17 protein-coding genes and 2 tRNA genes are annotated in these 20,973 nt (G+C 61.3%); 6 read left to right on the plus strand and 13 right to left on the minus strand.

Annotated elements, in window-relative coordinates; genetic code table 11:
* Positions 1-114 precede the first annotated feature (114 nt).
* The 4 genes from I4W07_RS00360 (at position 115) to I4W07_RS00375 (ending at position 3,856) form a co-directional block, all read left to right on the plus strand.
* Positions 115-2,454, plus strand: coding sequence for a heavy metal translocating P-type ATPase (locus tag I4W07_RS00360; protein WP_196025246.1), 2,340 nt, complete (start codon positions 115-117; stop codon positions 2,452-2,454).
* A 152-nt stretch (positions 2,455-2,606) separates the two neighbouring features.
* Positions 2,607-2,828: a heavy-metal-associated domain-containing protein gene (locus tag I4W07_RS00365; RefSeq protein WP_055310331.1), complete on the plus strand. Its 222-nt coding sequence runs from the start codon at positions 2,607-2,609 to the stop codon at positions 2,826-2,828.
* Between the two features lie 138 nt (positions 2,829-2,966).
* Positions 2,967-3,236 (plus strand): metal-sensing transcriptional repressor, encoded by a 270-nt coding sequence (locus tag I4W07_RS00370; protein WP_229066831.1) that lies wholly within the window; start codon positions 2,967-2,969, stop codon positions 3,234-3,236.
* Between the two features lie 146 nt (positions 3,237-3,382).
* Entirely contained in the window at positions 3,383-3,856 is a 474-nt protein-coding gene (locus I4W07_RS00375) for a hypothetical protein (RefSeq protein WP_196025247.1), read from the plus strand.
* A gap of 91 nt (positions 3,857-3,947) precedes the next feature.
* Here the strand turns inward: I4W07_RS00375 and I4W07_RS00380 are convergent, their stop codons facing one another.
* The 5 genes from I4W07_RS00380 to gltB all read right to left on the minus strand — a co-directional run bounded on the left by I4W07_RS00380 (position 3,948) and on the right by gltB (position 14,111).
* The gene (locus tag I4W07_RS00380; protein ID WP_230317397.1) at positions 3,948-5,318 is read right to left on the minus strand and encodes an amidohydrolase family protein; all 1,371 of its coding nucleotides are present in this window, start codon (positions 5,316-5,318) and stop codon (positions 3,948-3,950) included.
* Positions 5,319-5,533: 215 nt separating this feature from the next.
* Positions 5,534-6,610, minus strand: a complete 1,077-nt coding sequence (locus I4W07_RS00385; protein ID WP_196025249.1) for a hypothetical protein — start codon at positions 6,608-6,610, stop codon at positions 5,534-5,536.
* A 193-nt stretch (positions 6,611-6,803) separates the two neighbouring features.
* On the minus strand, positions 6,804-7,511 hold the full coding sequence (locus I4W07_RS00390; protein WP_196025250.1) for a hypothetical protein: 708 nt from the start codon (positions 7,509-7,511) through the stop codon (positions 6,804-6,806).
* Positions 7,512-7,926: 415 nt separating this feature from the next.
* The gene (locus tag I4W07_RS00395; protein WP_055285688.1) at positions 7,927-9,408 is read right to left on the minus strand and encodes a glutamate synthase subunit beta; all 1,482 of its coding nucleotides are present in this window, start codon (positions 9,406-9,408) and stop codon (positions 7,927-7,929) included.
* Positions 9,409-9,413: 5 nt separating this feature from the next.
* Positions 9,414-14,111 carry a glutamate synthase large subunit gene (gene gltB, locus I4W07_RS00400; protein ID WP_196025251.1) on the minus strand — a complete coding sequence of 1,566 codons (4,698 nt, stop codon included), beginning with the start codon at positions 14,109-14,111 and terminating at the stop codon, positions 9,414-9,416.
* Between the two features lie 521 nt (positions 14,112-14,632).
* Between gltB and I4W07_RS00405 the strand changes: the two genes are divergently transcribed.
* Positions 14,633-15,889, plus strand: coding sequence for an Nramp family divalent metal transporter (locus tag I4W07_RS00405; RefSeq protein WP_196025252.1), 1,257 nt, complete (start codon positions 14,633-14,635; stop codon positions 15,887-15,889).
* 467 nt (positions 15,890-16,356) lie between these two features.
* On the opposite strand, the gene I4W07_RS00410 is transcribed toward I4W07_RS00405, so the two are convergent.
* The 6 genes from I4W07_RS00410 to I4W07_RS00435 all read right to left on the minus strand — a co-directional run bounded on the left by I4W07_RS00410 (position 16,357) and on the right by I4W07_RS00435 (position 18,938).
* Complete coding sequence (locus I4W07_RS00410) at positions 16,357-16,500, minus strand: rubredoxin-like domain-containing protein (RefSeq protein ID WP_055251878.1); 144 nt, start codon at positions 16,498-16,500, stop codon at positions 16,357-16,359.
* A gap of 88 nt (positions 16,501-16,588) precedes the next feature.
* Positions 16,589-17,092: a flavin reductase family protein gene (locus I4W07_RS00415; RefSeq protein ID WP_196025253.1), complete on the minus strand. Its 504-nt coding sequence runs from the start codon at positions 17,090-17,092 to the stop codon at positions 16,589-16,591.
* Between the two features lie 205 nt (positions 17,093-17,297).
* Positions 17,298-17,768, minus strand: coding sequence for an SsrA-binding protein SmpB (gene smpB, locus I4W07_RS00420; RefSeq protein ID WP_196025254.1), 471 nt, complete (start codon positions 17,766-17,768; stop codon positions 17,298-17,300).
* Positions 17,758-18,675 (minus strand): tetratricopeptide repeat protein, encoded by a 918-nt coding sequence (locus I4W07_RS00425; protein WP_196025255.1) that lies wholly within the window; start codon positions 18,673-18,675, stop codon positions 17,758-17,760. Before I4W07_RS00425 ends, smpB begins: the two co-directional genes overlap by 11 nt.
* 95 nt (positions 18,676-18,770) lie before the next feature.
* Positions 18,771-18,847: transfer RNA gene (locus tag I4W07_RS00430), tRNA-Glu, on the minus strand.
* A 17-nt stretch (positions 18,848-18,864) separates the two neighbouring features.
* Positions 18,865-18,938: transfer RNA gene (locus I4W07_RS00435), tRNA-Gln, on the minus strand.
* A gap of 276 nt (positions 18,939-19,214) precedes the next feature.
* On the opposite strand from I4W07_RS00435, the gene I4W07_RS00440 reads away from it, so the two are divergent.
* Complete coding sequence (locus I4W07_RS00440) at positions 19,215-19,625, plus strand: hypothetical protein (protein WP_195247218.1); 411 nt, start codon at positions 19,215-19,217, stop codon at positions 19,623-19,625.
* A gap of 196 nt (positions 19,626-19,821) precedes the next feature.
* Here I4W07_RS00440 and I4W07_RS00445 read toward each other — a convergent pair whose 3' ends face one another.
* Complete coding sequence (locus I4W07_RS00445; protein ID WP_055285675.1) at positions 19,822-20,181, minus strand: arsenate reductase family protein; 360 nt, start codon at positions 20,179-20,181, stop codon at positions 19,822-19,824.
* Positions 20,182-20,303: 122 nt separating this feature from the next.
* Positions 20,304-20,885: a VanZ family protein gene (locus I4W07_RS00450; RefSeq protein WP_196025256.1), complete on the minus strand. Its 582-nt coding sequence runs from the start codon at positions 20,883-20,885 to the stop codon at positions 20,304-20,306.
* Positions 20,886-20,973 lie beyond the last annotated feature (88 nt).

The raw sequence follows: 20,973 nt of genomic DNA on the forward strand, positions 1-20,973 counted from the left end.
GACCAATACCAGAATGTCATACATTTCAATCTCCACTGTACACCCCCAGGGGGTATGGGTGTATAGTATCGGCAGGTTAACAATTCCAACACCGAACTACAGAAAGGAGAAGCCATGGCTCAAGATAAGTTCGACGTGGGCGGTATGACGTGCGCCGCGTGCCAAGCGCATGTGGATCGCGCCGTGAGCAAACTCGACGGCGTCCAAAGCGTCGCGGTCAACCTGCTCGCCGGTTCCATGATGGTCGACTATGACCCCGCGCAAGTCACCCCCGACGATATCTGCACCGCTGTCGATCGCGCGGGCTACTCGGCCTCGCCCATCAGCACGGGCACCGACGCTGTCCAAAGCGGCAGCTCGCAGACCAGGTCTGGCGCAGCCCATATGGAGTCGCCGACCAAAAAGCTGGAGGCCGCCGCCTCCGCCATGCGCACCTGCCTCATCATCTCGATCATCTTCCTCATCCCGCTGTTCTACATAGGCATGGGGCACATGCTTGGCTGGCCGCTGCCCGGTGTCTTCACCGACCATACCCACAGCATGACGCTCGCGCTCACCGAGCTCGTCCTGCTCATCCCCATCGTCTACGTCAACGACGCGTACTTTATCAACGGGTTTAAATCGCTCGCGCACGGCGCGCCCACCATGGACGCCCTCATCGCCGTCGGCGCCACCGCGTCCATTGCCTGGTCACTCTACGCCATGTTTATCATGGCCGACCAGCTGGCCGCGGGCCAGGTCCACGAGGCCATGATGACGGGCATGGACAACCTGTATTTTGAGAGTGCGGGCACGATCCTGTCGCTCGTCACCGTGGGCAAATACCTCGAGACACGCAGCAAATCCAAGACCGGCGGCGCCATCGAGGCGCTCATTGACCTGGCGCCCAAGACCGCGACCGTCGTGGCCGAGGACGGTACCGAGGCCACCGTCGACGTCGATGCCATTCTGCCCGGTCAGGTGCTGCGTGTGCGCCCCGGCGAGTCCATCCCCGTCGATGGCGTGGTGCTCGAGGGCAGCTCGGCCGTGGACGAGAGCGCGCTCACCGGCGAGTCCATCCCCGTGGAAAAGACCGCCGGCGACACCGTCAACGCCGCCACCGTCAACCGCACCGGATCGTTTACCTTCCGTGCCACACGCGTGGGCGCCGACACGTCGCTTGCCAAGATCATTCAGCTCGTCGAGGACGCCAATGCCACCAAAGCGCCCATCGCCCGCCTGGCCGACAAGGTCGCCGGCGTGTTCGTGCCCGCGGTGTTTGCGATCTCGGCCGTGACCTTTGTGGCGTGGATGGCGCTGACCGGCAGCGTGAACGAGGCACTCACCTCCGCCGTAGCCGTGTTGGTGATCAGCTGCCCGTGCGCGCTGGGCCTGGCCACGCCCGTCGCTATTATGGTGGGCACCGGCAAGGGCGCCGAGATGGGCATTCTGTTTAAGAGCGCCGAGGCGCTGGAGAACCTGCGCAGCGTGGGCACCGTGGTGCTCGATAAGACGGGCACGGTCACTCGCGGCAAGCCTGCCGTGACCGATATCGTGGTAGCCACGCGCGCCGACGGATCGCCCGCCATGAGCGAAAAGGCGCTGCTCAAGCTCGCTGCCGCGCTGGAGCGCTCGAGCGAACACCCGCTGGCCGAGGCGATTATGGCCGAGTGCGAGACACGCGGAATTGTCGCGCGCATGGTCGAGGACTTTGCCGCCGCGCCCGGGCGAGGCGTTACGGCGCGCGAGGGGCAAAACGCCATTGCAGCCGGCAACGTACGCCTGATGAACGAGCTGGGCGTTACCGTGCCCGCGGGTCTTGCCGAGCAATTTGCCGCCGAGGGCAAGACGCCGCTGTTCTTTGCCAAGAACGGCGAGCTTGCCGGCACCATTGCCGTGGCTGACGAGGTCAAGGAGACGAGCGCCGAGGCCATCGCCGCGCTGCGCTCGCTTGGCGTCGACGTGCGCTTGCTCACCGGCGATAACCGCGTGACAGCCGAAGCAATCGCCCACCGCGTGGGACTGAACAGCAAGCAGGTCATCGCCGACGTCCTCCCCGCCGACAAGGAGCGCCATGTGCGCGAACTGCAGGATGCGGGCAGCAAGGTCGCCATGGTGGGCGACGGCATCAACGACTCCCCCGCCCTGGCGCGCGCCGACGTGGGCCTTGCCATCGGCACCGGCGCCGACATCGCCAAGGAGGGCGCCGACGTGGTACTCATGCGCAGCGACCCCATGGACGTCGCCCGCGCCATCGAGCTGTCACGTGCCACAATCCGCAACATCAAGCAGGACCTGTTCTGGGCACTGTTCTACAACGGCATCGGCATTCCGCTGGCGGCGGGCCTGTTCTTCCCCCTCACCGGTTGGCAACTCTCGCCGATGTTCGGCGCCGCGGCCATGAGCCTGTCGAGCGTGTGCGTCGTGTCCAATGCACTGCGCCTGAAATCCTTTAAGCCCAAGACGGCGCGCTGAAGCACCCGACCTTGCCCCTCAAACCGTCGCTCGCGTACCCAAGTACGCTTCGCTCCTCTTTCGGGGCAATCTCGGGCACCTCAGCACACCTTTAAGATGACGCTGTTCACGACTAAACTGTCAGATATTCTCAATCGATAAGGAGTACACCCATGCGTTACACAATCAAGACTTCCGGCCTCATGTGCGGCCACTGCGACGCCACCGTCGAGACGGCGTTGCTCAACGTGGCCGGCGTGACCGACGCCGACGCCGACCATGAGACCCAGACCGTCCAGGTAGAGTGCGCCGACACCGTGACCGCCGAGCAGCTCGCCGCCGCCGTCGAGGCCGCCGGCGAGAAGTTCCACGCCCTGTCCGTGACCGCCGCGTAACAGACGCCGCCTACTCAATCCTCAGAAGTTGCGGTGAAATACGGACTGTTGAGCCGCCCTAGGCCTTTAAACGGTCCGTATTTCACCGCAACTGACGGGGGCATCCGGAAGATCGACCAGAAACGAGGACCCGCCATGATGGCAGACCACAAATCGGTGACCCGCATGCTCAAGACGGCACGCGGCCAGATCGACGGCATCTTGCGGATGGTCGATGAGGACCGCTATTGCGTCGATATTTCCACGCAGCTCATGGCCACACAGGCGCTCCTCGCGCGCATTAACGCCGACGTGCTCAAGGCGCATATCGAGGGCTGCGTGACTTCGGCAATCGAATCGGGCGACGAAGACCTCAAAGCCGCCAAGCTCGCCGAAATCGAACGCGTCGTCGACAAGCTCTCCAAGTAATTGGGGCATTGGGGACAGACTTCTTTGCACCGTCTTGGTATTCCGGGGACAGGTATGTTTGCACCACATTGGTGCAGATTAACCTGTCCCCCTTGCTCTAAATCGGGTATAAAGGCGTGCGGTATATCGAATGAAAGGCAATTTGCATGAATGACTTTATGAAGGGTCGCAATGGTGCCGATGAACTCACCATCGTGATGGGTTTTGCCGGCATCGTCATCGCGATGATCGGATCGATAGCCCGCATCCAGTGGCTCAGCTGGATTGCCATCGCCGTAATCGTGATTGGCGTGCTGCGCGGCCTGTCCAAAAATATCGACGCACGTCGCAAGGAGAACGAGGCCTTTGTCGCCACGACCGCCAATGTTCCCGGCTTGGGCAAGTTCGTCGCCAGCTTGGGCGGCGGAGCTGCAGCGGCCAACGCCTCGCGCGCAGCCGGTACTAGCAAGGAAGACTTTGAACGTGCCAAGCGCACAGCCAAGAAGATGTGGAAGGGCCGCAAGACCACGGCCTATCTCAAGTGCCCCAACTGCGGCCAGATGCTCTCCGTCCCCAAGGGCAAGGGCAAGATCCGCGTCACCTGCCCCAAGTGCCACGCCAAGATGGAGACGCGCTCCTAGCCGCCATACCATGGGACAAATAAAAGCCGAGGCCTCGCACTGAGACCTCGGCTTTTTTGATTATGACAAAGGGATTGCCCCTTTGTCACGCCTATGCCACGCCGTCGCGGGCGAGCTCCTCGGCCAGTGCCTCGGACGGCATGGCCATAATCGTGTCGAGCTCGGCGTCCACCTCGGGAATACGCTTCACCTTGAGTTTGCGCACCAGATCACCACGGCACATCACGTACGCCGGCTCACGCAGGGCGCACAGGTCATCGAGCGGGTTCTTGCGCGTCACCAGGATATCGGCGGCCTTACCGCACTCGATCGTGCCGGTCTCGTCGCCCAGCCCCAGCAGCTCGGCATTGACCTGCGTGGCCGTATGCAGCGCAAACACATTGCTCACGCCCACGTACTTGGCAAAATAGGCCACCTCACGCCACATGTCGTACTGCGTCACAAACGGGCAGCTCGAGTCCGTGCCCAGACCTACCTTGATACCGGCTTCCAGTGCGGCACGAGCGCTCTCGATGATGCCCAAGCACACGATGTCGCCGTTCTTCTTTTGCGTGTCAGTCGAATGAGTCTTCTCCGGATCGAGCAATACAAACGGCAGCGCCGGGCTGATGGTGCAGGTCACGCTGGGCGCACGCCCCTCAAGCTGCGTGCCCGCGGCGCCGCGGTACAGTTCCAGGATCTCGGGCGTCAACGGAGCGCCGTGCTCGATCGTGTCGACCCCGGCCTCAAGCGCGGCCTTCACGCCCTCGGTGCTCTCGACATGAGCCATAACCGGCAGGCCCATCTCGTGCGCCGCCTTGCACGCCGCCGCGGCAACCTCCACCGGCATACGCAGCACGCCCGGCTCACCCACCTCGGTCGCATCGAACACACCGCCCGTTACGAACAGCTTAATGACGTCGGCGCCGCGCGCATACAGGTCTCTCACCTGCTCGGCTGCCTCGACGGGGCTGTTGGCCACCTGGGCGAACAAGCCCGCGCCATGGCCGCCCGGCACCGTGACGCCCGTTCCCGGCGCTACCAGGCGCGGACCCTGATACTTGCCGGCGTCGATAGCGTCGCGCACGGCAATGTCGGCAAACAACGGGTCGCCCGCGCCGCGCACCGTGGTCACGCCGCTTGCCAGCTGCTGCTGGGCACTGCCCTTGAGGATGCGGCGGACGATGGCACGGCCCACGGGATTATCGAGTTTCTTCATCAGCGCTCCCGCATCGCCGGCCGAGACAGGCTTGCCCGAGCCGCACAGGTGCACGTGCATATTGATGAGACCGGGCATGAGATACGCACCACCCAGGTCGATAACCTCGGCGCCCGCGGGCGCCTGCGCCACAGCACTCGGCCCCATCCAGGTGATGATGCCGCGCTCAACAGTAACGGCCATATCGGGCTGCGGCTCCATATGCTCCGAACCATCCAGAATGGTCGCATTGATAAACAACGTGGAACGATCGGCAGATGCCATATCGAGCTCCTCCCTCACGATTAACTTGAACATTTGTCCATTATCACCTAGTCCCGCTGGATTGCTGCAGACGCATCGGTTAACGGAAGGAAGAGGGGATGTGGGGAGACGGAACACGTTGCAGTCCCACCCCAGCGACACCAGGGAAATGTCTCGATCTGTAACAGGTACAGGGTTATTAGGCCCCTTGATGTTACAGATCGAGACAAAACCTCTCAGCGCCCATACCACTGACGTCTCCACTCCTCAGCCAAATCGGGCCGTCGCGGAATACCCGCTAACCTCATCTTCTCAACCAGCTTCCCCGGATTCTTGAGCTCATCAAACGTAAACCGAAGCACCTTGTGCCCGAGCATTGTCAGATGAGATTCCCGCTGACGCTCTGCCACGAATGGGTCAACCGACTCCCGACCCTCGCCGCTCTGCAAGGTGTACTTCCCCTTTCCGTCGAGCTCGCCGATGACACACGTCCCGTCCTCGAGCCGCCAAAAATAGTCGACGCGAAACACCTGGCTCGGATCGAGCGGGTCGCGAAACTCCACCTGCAGCTCCGGAACCGGAAAACCGTACGCAATAAAGAATGCTCGGAACCGAGACTCGCCGCCGTTTTCAGACAGCCCGTCCGCATACGACGCAATCACCTGTGCCCTGCGATACCCTCGCTTGCCCTCGCAATCGGCGCGGAGGCGCTCGCACAAATCCCCACGTGATACGCTTTTTGCCCGCAGTGCAGAATCGGCAATCGCCAACCCGTAGGAGAACGGCGCGCGCAGTAGGCAATCCTCCACCGTGCGCCAAAACGACGTCACCCGCACGCCATCAACATGCTCGAGTGTGCCCGCCATCTGCGGACGCAACAACCTGCACCCGCCGCTCAACGTCACCGAACAGCAAGTCTTAACAAGGAAACGCGGCCCGAGCAGATCATTCGGCACCTCCAGACCCCATATCAGCGCGGCGTCATATCCCCAAAACGCCCAATCGGGATGAAATTTCGCAAGCCCTTTGATAGTCCTCAGCGCTCGCTCCGCCGGCGTCAATGCATCCCAATCATGCTGAAAACAGAACAGGTACGGCTCGGGCTCCGCGATATCGTCGGTTCCAACATGGCGTCGCAGCCACATGAGCTCGGTATTGTCATGCGTTGCGAGCAGCGCACCTTGCTTGGCCGTCTCCGCGAGCCGCGCGAGCATCCTATTCCGCGCCAACGTGTTGCGAGTCGCATGTTTGTGTTTGAGAACGGTATTAGGCACTTTCATCACCACCACGTCAGACAAATGGACCATCGTCACCGTTGCCTCCGCTGACAAATGTCTTGATCTGTAACAGGAAGACAGTCTTTGAGCCTCTAGTTGTTACAGAACAAGATCTTTCGGCAGCCGCCAACCTTCCGTCTCAATCTGTAACAGTTACGGGCCCAAACAGCCGCCAAACGTTACAGATTGAGACAAAGTCAGGGCAGCAGGGCGACGCCAGTCACATCCCCTACTCCCACTCCTGCTCGTAGATGTTGAGCGACTTCACGTACCGCCCCTGGGCGCCCATGATGTCGCGGACCAGCCGTAAGAAGAAGCTGATGCACGAGGTGTCGAAACCGTCCTCTAGGTCCTCGGGATGCACCGCGCCCGGCCCGTCGACCGTCGTGTCGCTCAGGCGCGCGATGTCATACAGATAGAGCTGTCCCGCCGTTAGCCAGACGTCGTCGACGCGCGCGATGCGCACCGCAATGGCACCGTCGTTCCAATGCTCCTTTTGCACGATATGTGGGTCGTAGACATCAAACCGACGGTCGGTGCGCGTATCCTTCAGCACGACCACGCCAGTCGCGGAATCCTTGTCCAAAATGCCAAAACGCGAAAAGTAATGCGTGTCGCGCACTTGCTCGAGCCGCTTGAGCGACGCAGGCGAAAGCGAAGCCGGCGGCTCGTCCACATACAGCTCAAGCAGCGTCGCGCCATGATAATAGGGGCGCTCAAACAGCAGCCAATCGGTAAACGCCATGTTGTAGGCCATGATTTCGCTTTGCGAAGGCTCCTCGCAATAGCTGAGCCACGGGTCGACAATAATTTCGAACTGCTCGCGCGCCGGCTCCAAAAACTGGAACTTCCGCAGCATCCAAAAATGAGCCATGTCGACAATATCGTTGCCGACGGCTTCGGCCAAACGCGCTCGATTGCAAGCCTGGTCAGTCATGGCATCCTCCTCAAATCGATGGGCCTCGATTTGAGCTTACGAGGAGGTCATATGCTCACGGCCAGCGCGAACGAAACGGGGCCTCGACTGCAAACCAAATGCTGACCAAATACTTGACAGAATGCTTGACCGAATATGCGTGCTGAAACAAAACCCCAGGTAAACATAGACAAATATACAGAGATTTTGATCCGGTCGGCCGCAGCCATCACGAAAACAGCAAAGCGCCGCGAGCCCAAACGTCAACGGACGAGCAGCCAGACGTCGGCAAACGAGCAAAACGCTCGCAAACCCGCAAGGAGTGTCCCCAGGTGCCGACACATAAGGAACGTCCCCAGCTGCCGGCACTTGGGAACGTTCATTATGTGCCGGCCGTTGGGGACAGCCCTTGTTGATTCGATTGTGGGCGACTACCTTACAGCTCCAGCGCGTCGGCGACTTCGGCAGCGCAGGCCAGGGCGTCGGCCATAGCGTTCACCACGAGCGAGCTGCCGTTACGAGCGTCACCGGCAACATACACCGGCGCGGCATCCACAGCGACGCCGCCAACACGCGCCGCAAGATGCGAGCCCTCGGCGGCCATCACAGGCAGCGGACGACCAGCAGTGGCAACGGGCACGCCAACGGCGTCGAACACACCGTGCTCTGGGCCCGTAAAGCCGCAGGCGATGAGCACCAGCTGGGCCGGCACCTCGTGCTCGGAGCCCGCGATGCGCTCGGGCTTGCCAGCCGACCAATCCAGATCGACCACGCGCAGGCCCGCGGCCGCGCCCTTCTTGTCCAGCAGCACCTCGAGCGTATCCACGCCCCAAGCGCGCATCTCGCCGCCCATGACAGCGATGGCCTCCTGCTGGCCGTAGTCGGTCTTCTTAACGTTTGGCCACTGCGGCCAGGGGTTGCTCGCCGCGCGCGCATCAGGCGCCGCCGGCAAGAACTCAAACTGGCGCACGCTGCGCGCACCCTGACGTACCGCGGTGCCCACGCAGTCGTTACCGGTATCGCCGCCGCCAATGACCACGACGTCCAGGCCGTGTGCATCGACGACAGGCTCGCCGCCATCGAGCACCGAGACGGTCGAGGCCGTCAGGTAGTCCACGGCATACACCACGCCGGGTGCGTCAATATTCTCAGCAGCCAGCCCACGCGGGGCGCGAGCACCGGCAGCCACCACGACGGCGTCAAAGCCATTGAGCTTGGCCGCCACCGCAGGGTTCGTAACGTCAGCACCCAGCTCGAACACAATGCCCAGCTCGCGCATGAGCGCCACGCGACGCTCGACCACGGACTTCTCGAGCTTCATGTTGGGAATGCCGTACATGAGCAGACCGCCCGGGCGGTCGTCGCGCTCAAACACAGTCACGCGGGCCCCACGACGCGCAAGCTCCCATGCTGCCACCAGACCAGCGGGACCGGAGCCCACCACGGCAACCGTGGGTGCACCCTCCCCTGCCGGCTCAAAGCGGTGCGGACCGCCATTTGCCCACTCATGGTCGCTAATCGCGCGCTCGTTGTCATGGATCGTCGTGGGCTGGCCATCGACCGAGCCCAGGTTGCATGCGGCCTCGCACAGCGCCGGGCACACGCGACTCGTGAACTCGGGCATGGGCGAGGTGAGTGACAGGCGCTCGGCAGCCTCGTCCCAACGGCCGCGGTACACCAGCTCGTTCCACTCGGGAATCAGGTTGTGCAGCGGACAGCCGCTCGGACGTGCCTTGCCAAAGCTCGCGCCCATCTGACAAAACGCCACACCGCACATCATGCAGCGACTCGCCTGGGCACGGCGCGCGTCGTCGTCGAGCTCCACGTACAGCGGATCGAAATCGCGGCTGCGCTCCTCCACGGGGCGCAGCTCATGGGTCACGCGATCGATATCAAGAAAAGCACCGGGCTTACCCATGGCACTTACGCCTCCTTCTTGGTCGAAGCAACAGAGCTGGCGGTGGCGGGCGCAGCGCCAGCGACACCACCCGCCACATCAAAGCGAGCGACATCCGCGGCACTCGCGCGGCCGGTCACAATGTCAAACGCCAGCTCCTCGGCCTGCGCATGCGTCTTGCCCACGGCCTCGGCGGCGGCGACAATCGCCAGCACGCGCTCGTACTCGGTTGGAATGACCTTCACAAAGTGCTTGCTCATCGTCTCAAAGCTGTAGAGCAGCTTAATACCGCGCGGGCTCTGCGTCGCGTCCACGTGCTCCTGGATGAGCGCACGAATCTGCGCAAGCTCACCGGCCGTCGGGGCTTTAAGCTCAACGCTCTCGTGGTTCACACGGGCATCGAGCGTGCCGTACTGGTCAAAGACGTAAGCCACGCCGCCCGTCATGCCGGCGGCGAAGTTCTGCCCGACCTCGCCCAGGATGAGCGCCAGACCTCCCGTCATGTACTCGCAGCCATGGTTGCCGCAGCCCTCGACCACCACCGTGGCACCGGAGTTGCGTACGCCAAAGCGCTGGCCGGCCAGGCCGTTAATGAAGCCGCGGCCACTCGTAGCGCCAAAGAACGCAACGTTGCCCACGATGATGTTCTCGTCGAACTTGTAGGTCGCATGCGGGTTGGGGCGCACCGACACCTCGCCGCCCGAAAGGCCCTTGCCAAAGTAGTCGTTGGCGTCGCCGCACACGTTGAGCGTAATGCCGCGCGGCAGAAAGGCACCAAAGCTCTGACCGGCCGAACCATCGCAATCGATGGTGATGGAGCCGGCGGGCAGACCCTCGGGATGCGCCTTGGTCACCGCGTTGCCCAAGATGGTGCCCACGCAACGGTTGACGTTGGCGATATCGGCGCGGAAGCGAATCGGACGCAGGTGCGCACGGGCATCGGCCGTATAGGGCACAAACAACGTGGAGTCGAGCGTCTTGTCGAGCTCGCTGTCCGCGGCCATCTGCGGCAGGAAGTGACGACCGTCGGCACCCGGGATGTGGGCACCGAACTCGCAGGTCGCGCTCGCCAGCACGGGCGACAGATCGAGCAGGTTGGCCTTGCGGTTGCCCGGGACCTCAATCTGGCGCAAGCACTCGGGATGGCCGACCATCTCGTCGACGGTGCGGAAGCCCAGGCTCGCCATGACCTCGCGCAGCTGCTCGGCAACAAAGAGCATAAAGTGTTCGACGTGCTCGGGCTTGCCGCGGAAGCCGCGACGCAGGCGGCAGTTTTGCGTGGCGATGCCGGCCGGGCAGGTATCCTGCTGGCAGTCGCGCTGCATAAGGCAGCCCATGGAGATGAGCGGCATGGTCGCAAAGCCAAACTCCTCGGCACCCAGCAGGCAGGCGACGGCGACGTCGGTGCCGTCCATGAGCTTGCCGTCGGCCTCGAGTACCACGCGCGAGCGCAGGCCGTTTTGCAGCAACGTCTGTTGAGCCTCGGCAAGGCCAAGCTCCAGCGGCAGACCGGCGTGCCAGATCGAATCGCGCGCCGCAGCACCGGAGCCGCCGTTGTGGCCGCTGATCAAGATCTTGTCGGCGGCACCCTTGGCCACACCGGTGGCGATGGTGCCAACGCCGGCCTCGCTGACCAGCTTGACCGACACGCGTGCGCCGGGGTTGGCGTTCTTAAGATCGAAGATAAGCTCCGCCAGGTCCTCGATGGAGTAGATGTCGTGGTGCGGCGGAGGCGAGATCAGGCCGATACCGGGTGTGGACTGACGGACCTCGGCAATCCAAGGGTAGACCTTCTTGCCGGGCAGGTGACCGCCCTCGCCGGGCTTGGCGCCCTGGGCCATCTTGATCTGAATCTCGAAGGCGCTGCACAGGTAGCGGCTCGTCACGCCAAAGCGCGCGCTTGCCACCTGCTTGATGGCGGAGTTCTTGGAGTCACCGTTAGCCAGCGGGGTCTCGCGACGCGGGTCCTCGCCGCCCTCGCCCGAGTTGGAACGGCCGTGCAGGCGGTTCATGGCGATGGCCATGCACTCGTGTGCTTCCTTGCTGATGGAGCCGTACGACATGGCGCCGGTGTTAAAGCGGCGGACGATGTTGAGCGCGGGCTCCACCTCGTCGAGCGAAACCGGCGTGCGACCGTTGGCATTAAAATCCAGCAGGTCACGCAAGCGCACGGCACGGCCGGTGCGGTGCAGGCGGGCGCTGTACTCCTTAAAGGTGTCGTAGCTGTCCTCGCGGCAGGCGGTCTGCAGCAGGTAGACGGTCTGCGGGTCGATAAGGTGATCCTCGCCGCCGAGCGGGCGCCACTTGGTCAGACCCAGCGTGGGCAGCTGATCGGGAGCCGGGCTCTTAAGGATAGCGAGCGCGGCGTCGTAGCGCTCATTCTGCTCGCGCTCGACGTCCTCGACACCCATACCGCCCATACGGCTCACCGTGCCGGCGAAGTACACGTTGACGAACTCCGGAGTGAAGCCCACGGCCTCGAAGATCTGCGCCGAATGGTAGCTCTGCACCGTGGAGATGCCCATCTTGGACATGATGGAAACGATGCCGGCGGTCGCAGCCTTGTTGTAGTTGGCGATGCCCTGCTCGGCCGTCACGTCCAGGTCGCCGCGTGCCGCCAGATCGCGGATGCACGCATGTGCGTTGTACGGATAGATGCCGCTCGCGGAGTAGCCCACCAGTGCCGCAAAGTCGTGCGGAGACACGGCGTCGCCGCACTCCACCACGATGTCGGCAAAGGTACGCACGCCGGCGCGGATCAGGTGGTTGTGCACGCAGCCCACGGCGAGCAGCGACGGCACGGGCACCTCACCCGCAGCGGCGCGATCGCTCAACACCACGATGTTCACGCCGTCGCGGACCGCAGCCTCAACATCCTCTGCAAGCTGCTTGAGCGCAGCCTGCAGCGCGCCCTCGCCGGCGTCGCGGCGGTACACGGCACGGAAACGGCGGGTCTTAAAGCCCACGCGGTCGATGGCGCAGATACGCTCGAACTCCTCCTCGCTCAGCAGCGGACGCTCCAAGCGCACCAGCTGACAGGCCGTGCGGGAATCCTCGAGCAGGTTACCGTGATTGCCCAGGTAGAGCGTGGTCGAGGTGACCATATGCTCGCGCAGGGCGTCGATCGGCGGGTTCGTGACCTGGGCGAACAGCTGATAGAAGTAGTCGAAGAACGAGCGCGTCTTCTTGGACAGGCAGGCCAGCGGCGCATCGATACCCATCGAGGCGAGCGGCGCCTTGCCCTGCTGGGCCATGGGACGCACGACTTCGTCAACATCATCCCAGTGATACCCGAGCTTGGCCATGCGCACGGCGGCGGGCACCTCGGTATCCTCGGCGGGCGTGGGCGCGACGGGCTTGTCGAGCGCGTCGACGGTCAGCGTCTCCTCGGCGATCCAGTCGCGATAGGGCTTTTCCTTGGCGTAACGGGCGCGCAGCTCGTCGTTGTAGATGACGCGGCCGCGGGCAAAATCGACCTCGAGCATCTGGCCCGGTCCCAGACAGCCGCTCGTCAGGATGTTCTCGGGGCTCACCTCGATGGTGCCCACCTCGCTTGCCAGCATAAAGCGACCGTCGCGCGTCACATAGTAGCGGGCGGGACGCAGGCCGTTACGGTCGAGGGCGGCACCCAGCGTGCGACCGTCGGTAAAGGCGATGGCCGCCGGGCCATCCCACGGCTCCATGAGCATGGACTGGTAGGCGTCGTAGGCGCGGCGTTCCTCGCTCAGATTGTCGTTGTGGTCCCACGGCTCGGGCAGCAGCATGGACGCGGCACGTGTAAGCGGGCGACCGTTCATGACCAAAAACTCGAGCACGTTGTCCAGAATCGCGGAATCGGAGCCCTCACGGTTGATGATGGGCATCACGCGCTCAAGATCATGCTGCAACACGGGGCTGTACAGGTTGGGCTCGCGGGCACGAATCCAGTTGACGTTGCCCTTGAGGGTGTTGATCTCGCCGTTGTGGATGATAAAGCGGTTGGGGTGCGCACGCTCCCAACTGGGCGTGGTGTTGGTGGAGTAGCGCGAGTGTACGAGCGCCACGGCCGTCTTGACGGCGGCGTCGTTGAGGTCGATGAAGAAGCTGCGCATCTGTGTGGCGACCAGCATGCCCTTGTACACGATGGTGCGCGAGCTCATGGAGCACACATAGAAGATCTTGTTGCGCAGGGCAAACTCGGCGTCAGCCTTCTTCTCGATGGTGCGGCGGCACACGTACAGGCGGCGCTCGAAGGCGTCGCCGGCGGGCGTGTCGTCCGGACGGCCCAGGAAAGCCTGCAAGATGGTGGGCATGCAGGCGCGGGCTGTCTCGCCCAGGTCGTGCGGGTCGACCGGCACCTCGCGCCAAAAGAGCAGCGGCACGCCGGCCTCGGCGCAGCCCTCCTCAAACACGCGACGGGCATCCTCTACGCCCTTGTCGTCCTGCGGGAAGAACAGCATGGCCACGCCATAGTCGCCCTCTGCCGGCAGAATCTGGCCGCACTTTTGAGCCTCTTTGCGGAAAAAATGATGCGGAACCTGGAACAGGATGCCGGCGCCGTCGCCGGTGTTCTTCTCGAGTCCCGTACCGCCGCGGTGCTCCAAGTTGACCAGAATGGACAGCGCGTCGTCCAGAATCTGGTGATGGCGCTCGCCGTTGATATCGGCAAGCGCGCCGATGCCACATGCATCGTGGTCGAATTCGGGGCGATAAAGGCCCTGCTGCTGAGCGGAATCTGCCTGCATCGCGATCCTCCCCTAGGTGTTAGACAGTCAGTTGACTAGGCATACTAGGTGCATCGCCGGCCCGTTGTGTTTCCCGCCCGTTTCGAAACAATCGCGTAACGCACACCCTACGAGTGGACACCGCCGACCTCAAGGACGACAACAAGGGCCCCAAGTTCGGCCTGTAAGCTCACCGCTTCAAACATCTCAATCTGTAACAGGAGGAGCCGGTTTTGGCGCTTAGATGTTACAGCTTGAGATTTTCTGCAGGACAGTTTTGGTTTGTCTCGATCTGTAACACGAAGGGCCGGTTTTTGCAGCTAACTGTTACAGATCGAGATTTTCCATAGAACCATTTCTTCCTGTCTTGATCTGTAACAGCTAGGCCCAATTTCCATCCCTAGTTGTTACAGATCAAGACATTTCGGCAGCCCCCTTCCTCATCCTATTCAAATACAGCTATTTTGTTAGTCTTGGTTAACTGTTTGGCCTAAAACGGGTATCCTTTGCGGAGTCAAACAAACGGCACGCAGGAGCGCACCATGCTCAACCATCTCAAACATCACTTTGGCTCCCGACGCACCGGTGGCCACGGCGGACTCGACATCGCACGGCATATCGGCCCCGGACTGCTCGTGACCGTCGGCTTTATCGACCCGGGCAATTGGGCCTCCAACATGGCCGCCGGCTCGCAGTTTGGCTACGCGCTGCTGTGGATCGTCACGCTGTCCACGATCATGCTCATCGTGCTGCAGCACAACGCGGCGCACCTGGGCATCGCCACGGGCACGTGTCTTGCCGAGGCCACGACGCGCCACCTGCCCCGCCTCGTCGGGCGTGCGATACTCGGCAGCGCGTATCTAGCCACGGTCGCCACCGCCATGGCCGAAGTCATGGGTGGCGCGATTGCCCTTCAAATGCTCTTTGGACTGCCCGTGCGCGCCGGCTGCATCATCGTGGCGGCAGTATCGATGGCGATGCTCATGACGAGTTCCTACAAGCGCGCCGAACGCTGGATCATCGCCTTCGTGGGCGTGGTGGGACTTTCGTTTTTAGCCGAGCTTGCACTAGTCAAGATCGACTGGCCGCAAGCCGCCACAAGCTGGATCACACCCAGTATGCCCACCGGCTCGGCAGCGATTATCGTAAGTGTCCTAGGCGCGGTCGTTATGCCCCACAACCTCTTCCTGCACTCCGAGGTCATCCAATCCATGCACTTCGAAGGCCAAAGCGAGCAGGTTATCGAAGAACGTCTGCGCTACGAGCTCTTCGACACGCTCTTTTCGATGGGCGTGGGCTGGGCAATCAACTCGGTCATGGTCATCCTGGCCGCAACGACCTTCTTTGCGCACGGCATTGTCGTAGACGACCTCGCCGTCGCAGCGGCCACGCTCTCCCCCATTCTGGGCCCGGCAAGCTCGACCATCTTTGCGGTGGCACTGCTGTTTGCGGGCATATCGAGTAGTGTGACGGCGGGCATGGCGGCGGGCACCATCACCGCGGGTATGTTCGATGAGGAATACGACATCCATGACCGACATTCCTCGATCGGAGTGGCGACCTGTTTCGTCGGCGCAGTGGCGGCGTGTCTGGTCGTCCCGAATCCCTTTGAGGGTCTCATTTGGAGTCAGGCACTGCTATCGCTTCAGCTGCCGATTACGGTCTTTGTGCTCATACGGCTCACCAGTTCGCCCCGCGTTATGGGCAAATACGCCAATTCACGCCCGCTCAACGCGTTGCTCGTAGGGATCAGCGCCATCGTGACGATTCTCGATGTCGTGTTGTTGACAGGGATGTAATGGGACGGGGCACCTACCCAGGCAAACGTCTCGATCTGTAACATCTAGACACGCTTTTGATGTCTAGATGTTACAGATCGAGATCATTCCGAGGGACAGCTCCGTTTGTCTCAATCTGTAACACGTAGACCCCGTTTTCACTGCTAGATGTTACAGATTGAGATCTTCTGCCGGACGGTTTTGGTTTGTCTTGATCTGTAACAAGTGGGCCCAATTTCCACTTCTAGATGTTACGGATCGAGACATTTCTTCAGCTCCAACCTTTTGTCTCAATCTGTAACAGAAAGACCCGTTTTGAGCCGTTAGATGTTACAGATTAAGACCAAAGGTCGGCCGGACTCACGACAGACAGGATCGGCTAACAGCAGCCGTGATCCCTTGGGGACGGAGGAAAAGGGCCCCGGCCGGGATATCCGACCGGGGTCCTTGGACAGAGCTATGTTCGGCTTTCGCCGTGTGCCTGCGAGTTACTCCTCGACGAGCTCAAACTGATCGGGGCCGACGCCGCACACCGGGCACACGTAATCCTCGGGCAGCTCGGGCGTATCGACCTCAACCTCGTAACCACAAACGACGCAAACGAACTTATACGTCTTCTTCTCCTCAGCCATGATGTTCTCCTCTCGAACGTGACTGCTGGTGTACTTGCTTATTAGTATATATTCTCAATAATATAATGCAAGTATTTTTAAAACATTTCTAGCCTTGATACGAGGACGCCTTCGGAGGCGTCTTGCCCTTCAGGACCTTATGGTAGTAATCGTAGGTCAACGGCGTCTCGTTGCTCAGGCGCTCGGCATCCTCAACCTCGCCAATAAAGAGCAGATGTGTGCCCACGTCAACAGTGTCGATCAAACGGCAGCTAAACAAGGCCGCCGCATGCTCGGGAACATAGGGCATGCCCAGCGCGGTCTCGCGCGTCTCGTACTTGGCAAATTTGTCATAGTCGCTGCTGGTACGGAATCCAAAGTTGCCAATGTAGAGCATATCGGCCGTCTGATCGATCACGGTCAGCGCAAAGGCCTTGGCAGACGAGATAACACCAGACGTGACATTTTCCTTGTTCACGGCAACCGAAATGCGCGGCGGCATGGACGTCACCTGCACCGCGGTGTTGATGACGCAGCCGGCACGCAGCCCGTCGGCCGCAGCACTCACCACATACAGGCCGCTCGGCATCGTAAAGAACGCAGTTTTGTCCATAACGACCACTCCCCTAACCCGGGTTGGAACCTCGCGGAAGTATGTACCCACAAAAAGGCGGCGCCCATACCGGACGCCGCCTTTGAGACATATGTGTCAGAACAGTAAGGGAGATGAGACGCCCGCAGTTGCGGTGAAATAGGGACTGAATAGCCCCTCAAACAGGCAAAACAGTCCGTAATCCCCCGCAACTTATACAGAGCGCCTAGCGGTTACGCTCCTTGAGCGCGCGATCGATCTCGCGCTGAACGTCGCGCTTGGCCATGTCCTCGCGTTTGTCGTAGAGCTTCTTACCGCGACCCAGGCCCAACAGCAGCTTTACGCGACCATCGGCATTAAAGTAGAGCTCCAACGGCACCAGCGCATAGCCGCGGTTGCGCAGTTTGCCGTCAAGAAAATCAATCTCCTTGCGATGCAGCAACAGGCGGCGACGACGATCGGGATCACGGTTCCACACGCCACCGTGGCTGTAAGGGTGAATGTGCAGGCCCACCAGCCAGCACTCGCCGCCACGAATCAGCGCAAAGGTGTCAGTGATCTGACAGGCGCGCTCGCGAATCGACTTGACCTCGGTACCGCTCAGCTCAATGCCGCATTCGAACGTCTCGTCGATAAAGTATTCGTGATGCGCCGAGCGATTCTTGGAGATGAGCTTGCGCTCGCGCTTACTGGGCATCGCCGACCTCCTTGACGCCGTCGGCTCCCTTGTCGTCGCCTGCACGCTTTGCCTTGCGCTCGGCGTTGAGCTCGGCATCGCTCTCGCGCACCAGCTTAATGATTGCCGCACATGCCTCCTCGCCCACCAGGTCGCGGGCACGGACCGTCAGGCGCGTCGCCTCCTGCTTGTCGCCGTCGCTTGCAGCATCGGTCGCACACATGATTAGGCAGATGGCAATCTCGGCCGAAGGCGAGGTCGGCACGCCTTGCAGGCTCAGCTCGCCCATCACGTGCTCGTCGCTCTCCTCGGCGGCATCCGGATAGGCAGTATGGATCTTGTTGAGCAGGCGCGTCGTATGCGCATCGCCAGGGGCCAAGCGCAGCGCCAGACGCGCGCAACCCACAGCCGCCGAGACGTTCTCGGTCTCGGGTTCAAGGAAATACTGGCCCAAGTTGGCGTAGGCGCGGGCGGCGCACTTGCCGTCGCTCGCACGCTCTAGCACCGAAAACGAAAGCGATGCCCACTCCTGCTTGTCCTCGAGCGCACGGAACAGCTCGGCCAGATCCAGGCGGTAGTTGCAGTTCATGGGGTCCCAGCGCACGGCCTGCATCAAGGCGTTGCGAGCACTCACATAATCCTGCTGGCGAATGTAGGCATACGCCATGTCGGAATACAGGCAATCAAAAGGCACCTCGACCTGCACCAGCTCGCGCGGATCCTTTTCCACGCGGCGGTAGGCCAGACGCTCAAACTTGCTATCGAAGCTAAAGTACTGGCGGTTCTCCTCCGTCTTGCACTCGGCATCGATATACTCCTCGGCGAGCTCAACCAGACGCTCCAACAGCGGCGTCGCCGTGGCCAGGTCGCCCTGCGCCAGATAGTTCTCGGCATACGTGATGTCTTGCAAGCTGATGGGCAGATCCATGGCTACTCCTCGATCTGAGCGAAACACGGCAGACGCCGCATATACGGTCAATACACAAAACCCGGGTCTCTTGCGAGGCCCGGGCGTTCATTTTGTGGTAGCCCGTACCAGATTCGAACTGGTGATCTCCGCCTTGAGAGGGCGGCGTCCTAAACCGCTAGACGAACGGGCCATATGTAGCAAATGCAATGGCTGGGATGGAGGGAGTCGAACCCCCATTGACGGAACCAGAATCCGCTGTCCTGCCATTAGACGACATCCCAATGACTGCATCGCTGCGCTCGGCTGTGCCTTTGCGCAAGAAAGAAATATACGGGAAGTCTCGCCGTGACGCAAGCCCCAATTTTGACTTTTTTGAAATTCAGTCAAATTGGCCTAATTTAGTCCAACCCGTGAAGGACCTGTGAAGCCAACCGCTGTACACGAAGGGCAAAACGCCGTGAGCGGTAGCCGTCAACCGTTGGCAGATTCTACCGTGAAAACGATAGCACCAGGCAACACAATCGAAGTATCAATGATCGCGTAGATATCGAGGCGCCATGGACGAAGAGCTTGATTACCTATGGGAGACCCTGGGCCTCGAGATCACTGCCGACCTTTGGCCCGAACGGGACAAAATTCACCCCACGTTACGCCCCGCCATTACTGTGGTGCAGGCAAAATACCGCCGTGCATCCTTTTTAATCATGCGGATGTCATGGCACGCGGGACTCCCCGACCTTAAGCGAATCCAGGCAAGCCTCGTCGAGCTGTCCGGCATGCCGACCGTCATATCCGAGGCGCACCTGGAGCAGCGCCAGCGCGAGCGACTGCAACAGCAGCGGATTCCCTTTATCTGCCCCGGCATTCAGGCATATCTGCCCTTTATGGACGAAGAGTACTGGAGCGGCAAGCCCAACAAGCACGTAAAGGTCTACGATCCGCACGAATGGGCGCGGCTGGCGGACTGACTGGGGCAGGCCCGCCGGCGGAAAGTGCGTCCCAGATTTCAAGCTCAAACTGGTCCCCACTTTCCCGTCGAGCCCTCAACCGGAAACCGTGTCCCACAATCGAAGCTCAGAATGGGACGTGCTTTCCGCAACCGGCCACTTTGGGAAAGTACATCCCATTCTGGAAGCGAATTCCGGGTCGCACTTTCCGCAGCCGCTACAGCAACGCCTCGGCCCAAGCCGCTTCCCTAAAGCCGGGAATCGCAAAGTCGTCGCCCACCAGCAGCGGACGCTTGACCAGCATGCCGTCGGTCGCCAGCAGCTCGTAGCACTCCTGATCCGTCATGCCCGCATCCAGACGCGCCTTCAGGCCCAGCTCTCGATATTTCATGCCCGACGAATTAAAGAAGCGCCGCACCGGCAGCCCCGAACGAGCAATCCAGGTCGCAAGCTCATCAGCCGTGGGATTGTCCAAAACGATATCGCGATCGATATACTCTACCCCATGTTCGTCCAGCCATGCCTTGGCCTTCTTACAGGTCGAGCACTTGGGATATTCAACAAACAATACCGCCATGGGATTTCCTTTCTTAGAGAAAACAGGTGTCTGGAAAACTGCACATCGACGACCGCTCGCGATTGCAGCCGTTATTGTAGTCAATGTCGAAGCATAGGCAGTCGCGATGTCTCGTCTTAAGGCTAGCGCCTCGCATGGGCGCCGATCGGCCGAGTCGCATGGCGCACCAACGCCGCTGCCAGCAATACCAACAGCATGGCGGTGACATAGCCCGCAGCATCGAATCCTAAATCGATAACGTCGAAATGCCTGCCGGGAACAAAGATCTTATGTACCTGATCGCCAACGGAGCAGGCGGCGCAAAAGAGCAATACGGGCACGCAACGGGAGCATACGCTCCACGGACGCCTGGAAAAGCAAGCCACGATCACCGAGGCGAACAATCCGACGAAGAAAAACTCTACGGTATGGGCAACGCGACGGACGTTCGCGCCCACCCACATGCGAATGGAAGCAAGTCGGCCAGACCGGACATTCGAGGCAGCCGAATCGGTGCCCCCGGTCATTCCGTTCTCCGTCTGGGCTTCACCCGTGGCATCGGCGGCCTGAACGCCCGTAGCCTGACCCTCCACCACACGCGCGGTGGACTCGCTCAGCAACGACGTCTCCACCGCATTTTGCTCCGTCAGCACCCAGATGCCCGCCAGCGTTGCAGCGAACAGAACGATCGCGGTCCATCCGATTATTTGTTTTACGCGCGCCAAGGGCCAACCTCCTTTTTTGAATATCAGCGAGTGTAGCCCCAAATGACATCGTCACCGTATCAAAATTTGAATCGCAACAGGAAGCGAC

The sequence above is a fragment of the Collinsella aerofaciens genome (assembly GCF_015670745.1).
GTDB classification, from domain to species: Bacteria; Actinomycetota; Coriobacteriia; order Coriobacteriales; family Coriobacteriaceae; genus Collinsella; species Collinsella aerofaciens_T.

What these genes read in the sequence shown, in the direction of transcription:
- I4W07_RS00405 (WP_196025252.1), top strand. Translation starts at nt 14,633, where the DNA reads ATGCTCAACCATCTCAAACATCACTTTGGCTCCCGACGCACCGGTGGC.
- I4W07_RS00425 (WP_196025255.1), bottom strand. Translation starts at nt 18,675, where the DNA reads ATGGATCTGCCCATCAGCTTGCAAGACATCACGTATGCCGAGAACTAT.
- I4W07_RS00410 (WP_055251878.1), bottom strand. Translation starts at nt 16,500, where the DNA reads ATGGCTGAGGAGAAGAAGACGTATAAGTTCGTTTGCGTCGTTTGTGGT.
- I4W07_RS00445 (WP_055285675.1), bottom strand. Translation starts at nt 20,181, where the DNA reads ATGGCGGTATTGTTTGTTGAATATCCCAAGTGCTCGACCTGTAAGAAG.
- I4W07_RS00375 (WP_196025247.1), top strand. Translation starts at nt 3,383, where the DNA reads ATGAATGACTTTATGAAGGGTCGCAATGGTGCCGATGAACTCACCATC.
- smpB (WP_196025254.1), bottom strand. Translation starts at nt 17,768, where the DNA reads ATGCCCAGTAAGCGCGAGCGCAAGCTCATCTCCAAGAATCGCTCGGCG.
- gltB (WP_196025251.1), bottom strand. Translation starts at nt 14,111, where the DNA reads ATGCAGGCAGATTCCGCTCAGCAGCAGGGCCTTTATCGCCCCGAATTC.
- I4W07_RS00415 (WP_196025253.1), bottom strand. Translation starts at nt 17,092, where the DNA reads ATGGACAAAACTGCGTTCTTTACGATGCCGAGCGGCCTGTATGTGGTG.
- I4W07_RS00440 (WP_195247218.1), top strand. Translation starts at nt 19,215, where the DNA reads ATGGACGAAGAGCTTGATTACCTATGGGAGACCCTGGGCCTCGAGATC.
- I4W07_RS00380 (WP_230317397.1), bottom strand. Translation starts at nt 5,318, where the DNA reads ATGGCATCTGCCGATCGTTCCACGTTGTTTATCAATGCGACCATTCTG.
- I4W07_RS00390 (WP_196025250.1), bottom strand. Translation starts at nt 7,511, where the DNA reads ATGACTGACCAGGCTTGCAATCGAGCGCGTTTGGCCGAAGCCGTCGGC.
- I4W07_RS00370 (WP_229066831.1), top strand. Translation starts at nt 2,967, where the DNA reads ATGGCAGACCACAAATCGGTGACCCGCATGCTCAAGACGGCACGCGGC.
- I4W07_RS00395 (WP_055285688.1), bottom strand. Translation starts at nt 9,408, where the DNA reads ATGGGTAAGCCCGGTGCTTTTCTTGATATCGATCGCGTGACCCATGAG.
- I4W07_RS00360 (WP_196025246.1), top strand. Translation starts at nt 115, where the DNA reads ATGGCTCAAGATAAGTTCGACGTGGGCGGTATGACGTGCGCCGCGTGC.
- I4W07_RS00365 (WP_055310331.1), top strand. Translation starts at nt 2,607, where the DNA reads ATGCGTTACACAATCAAGACTTCCGGCCTCATGTGCGGCCACTGCGAC.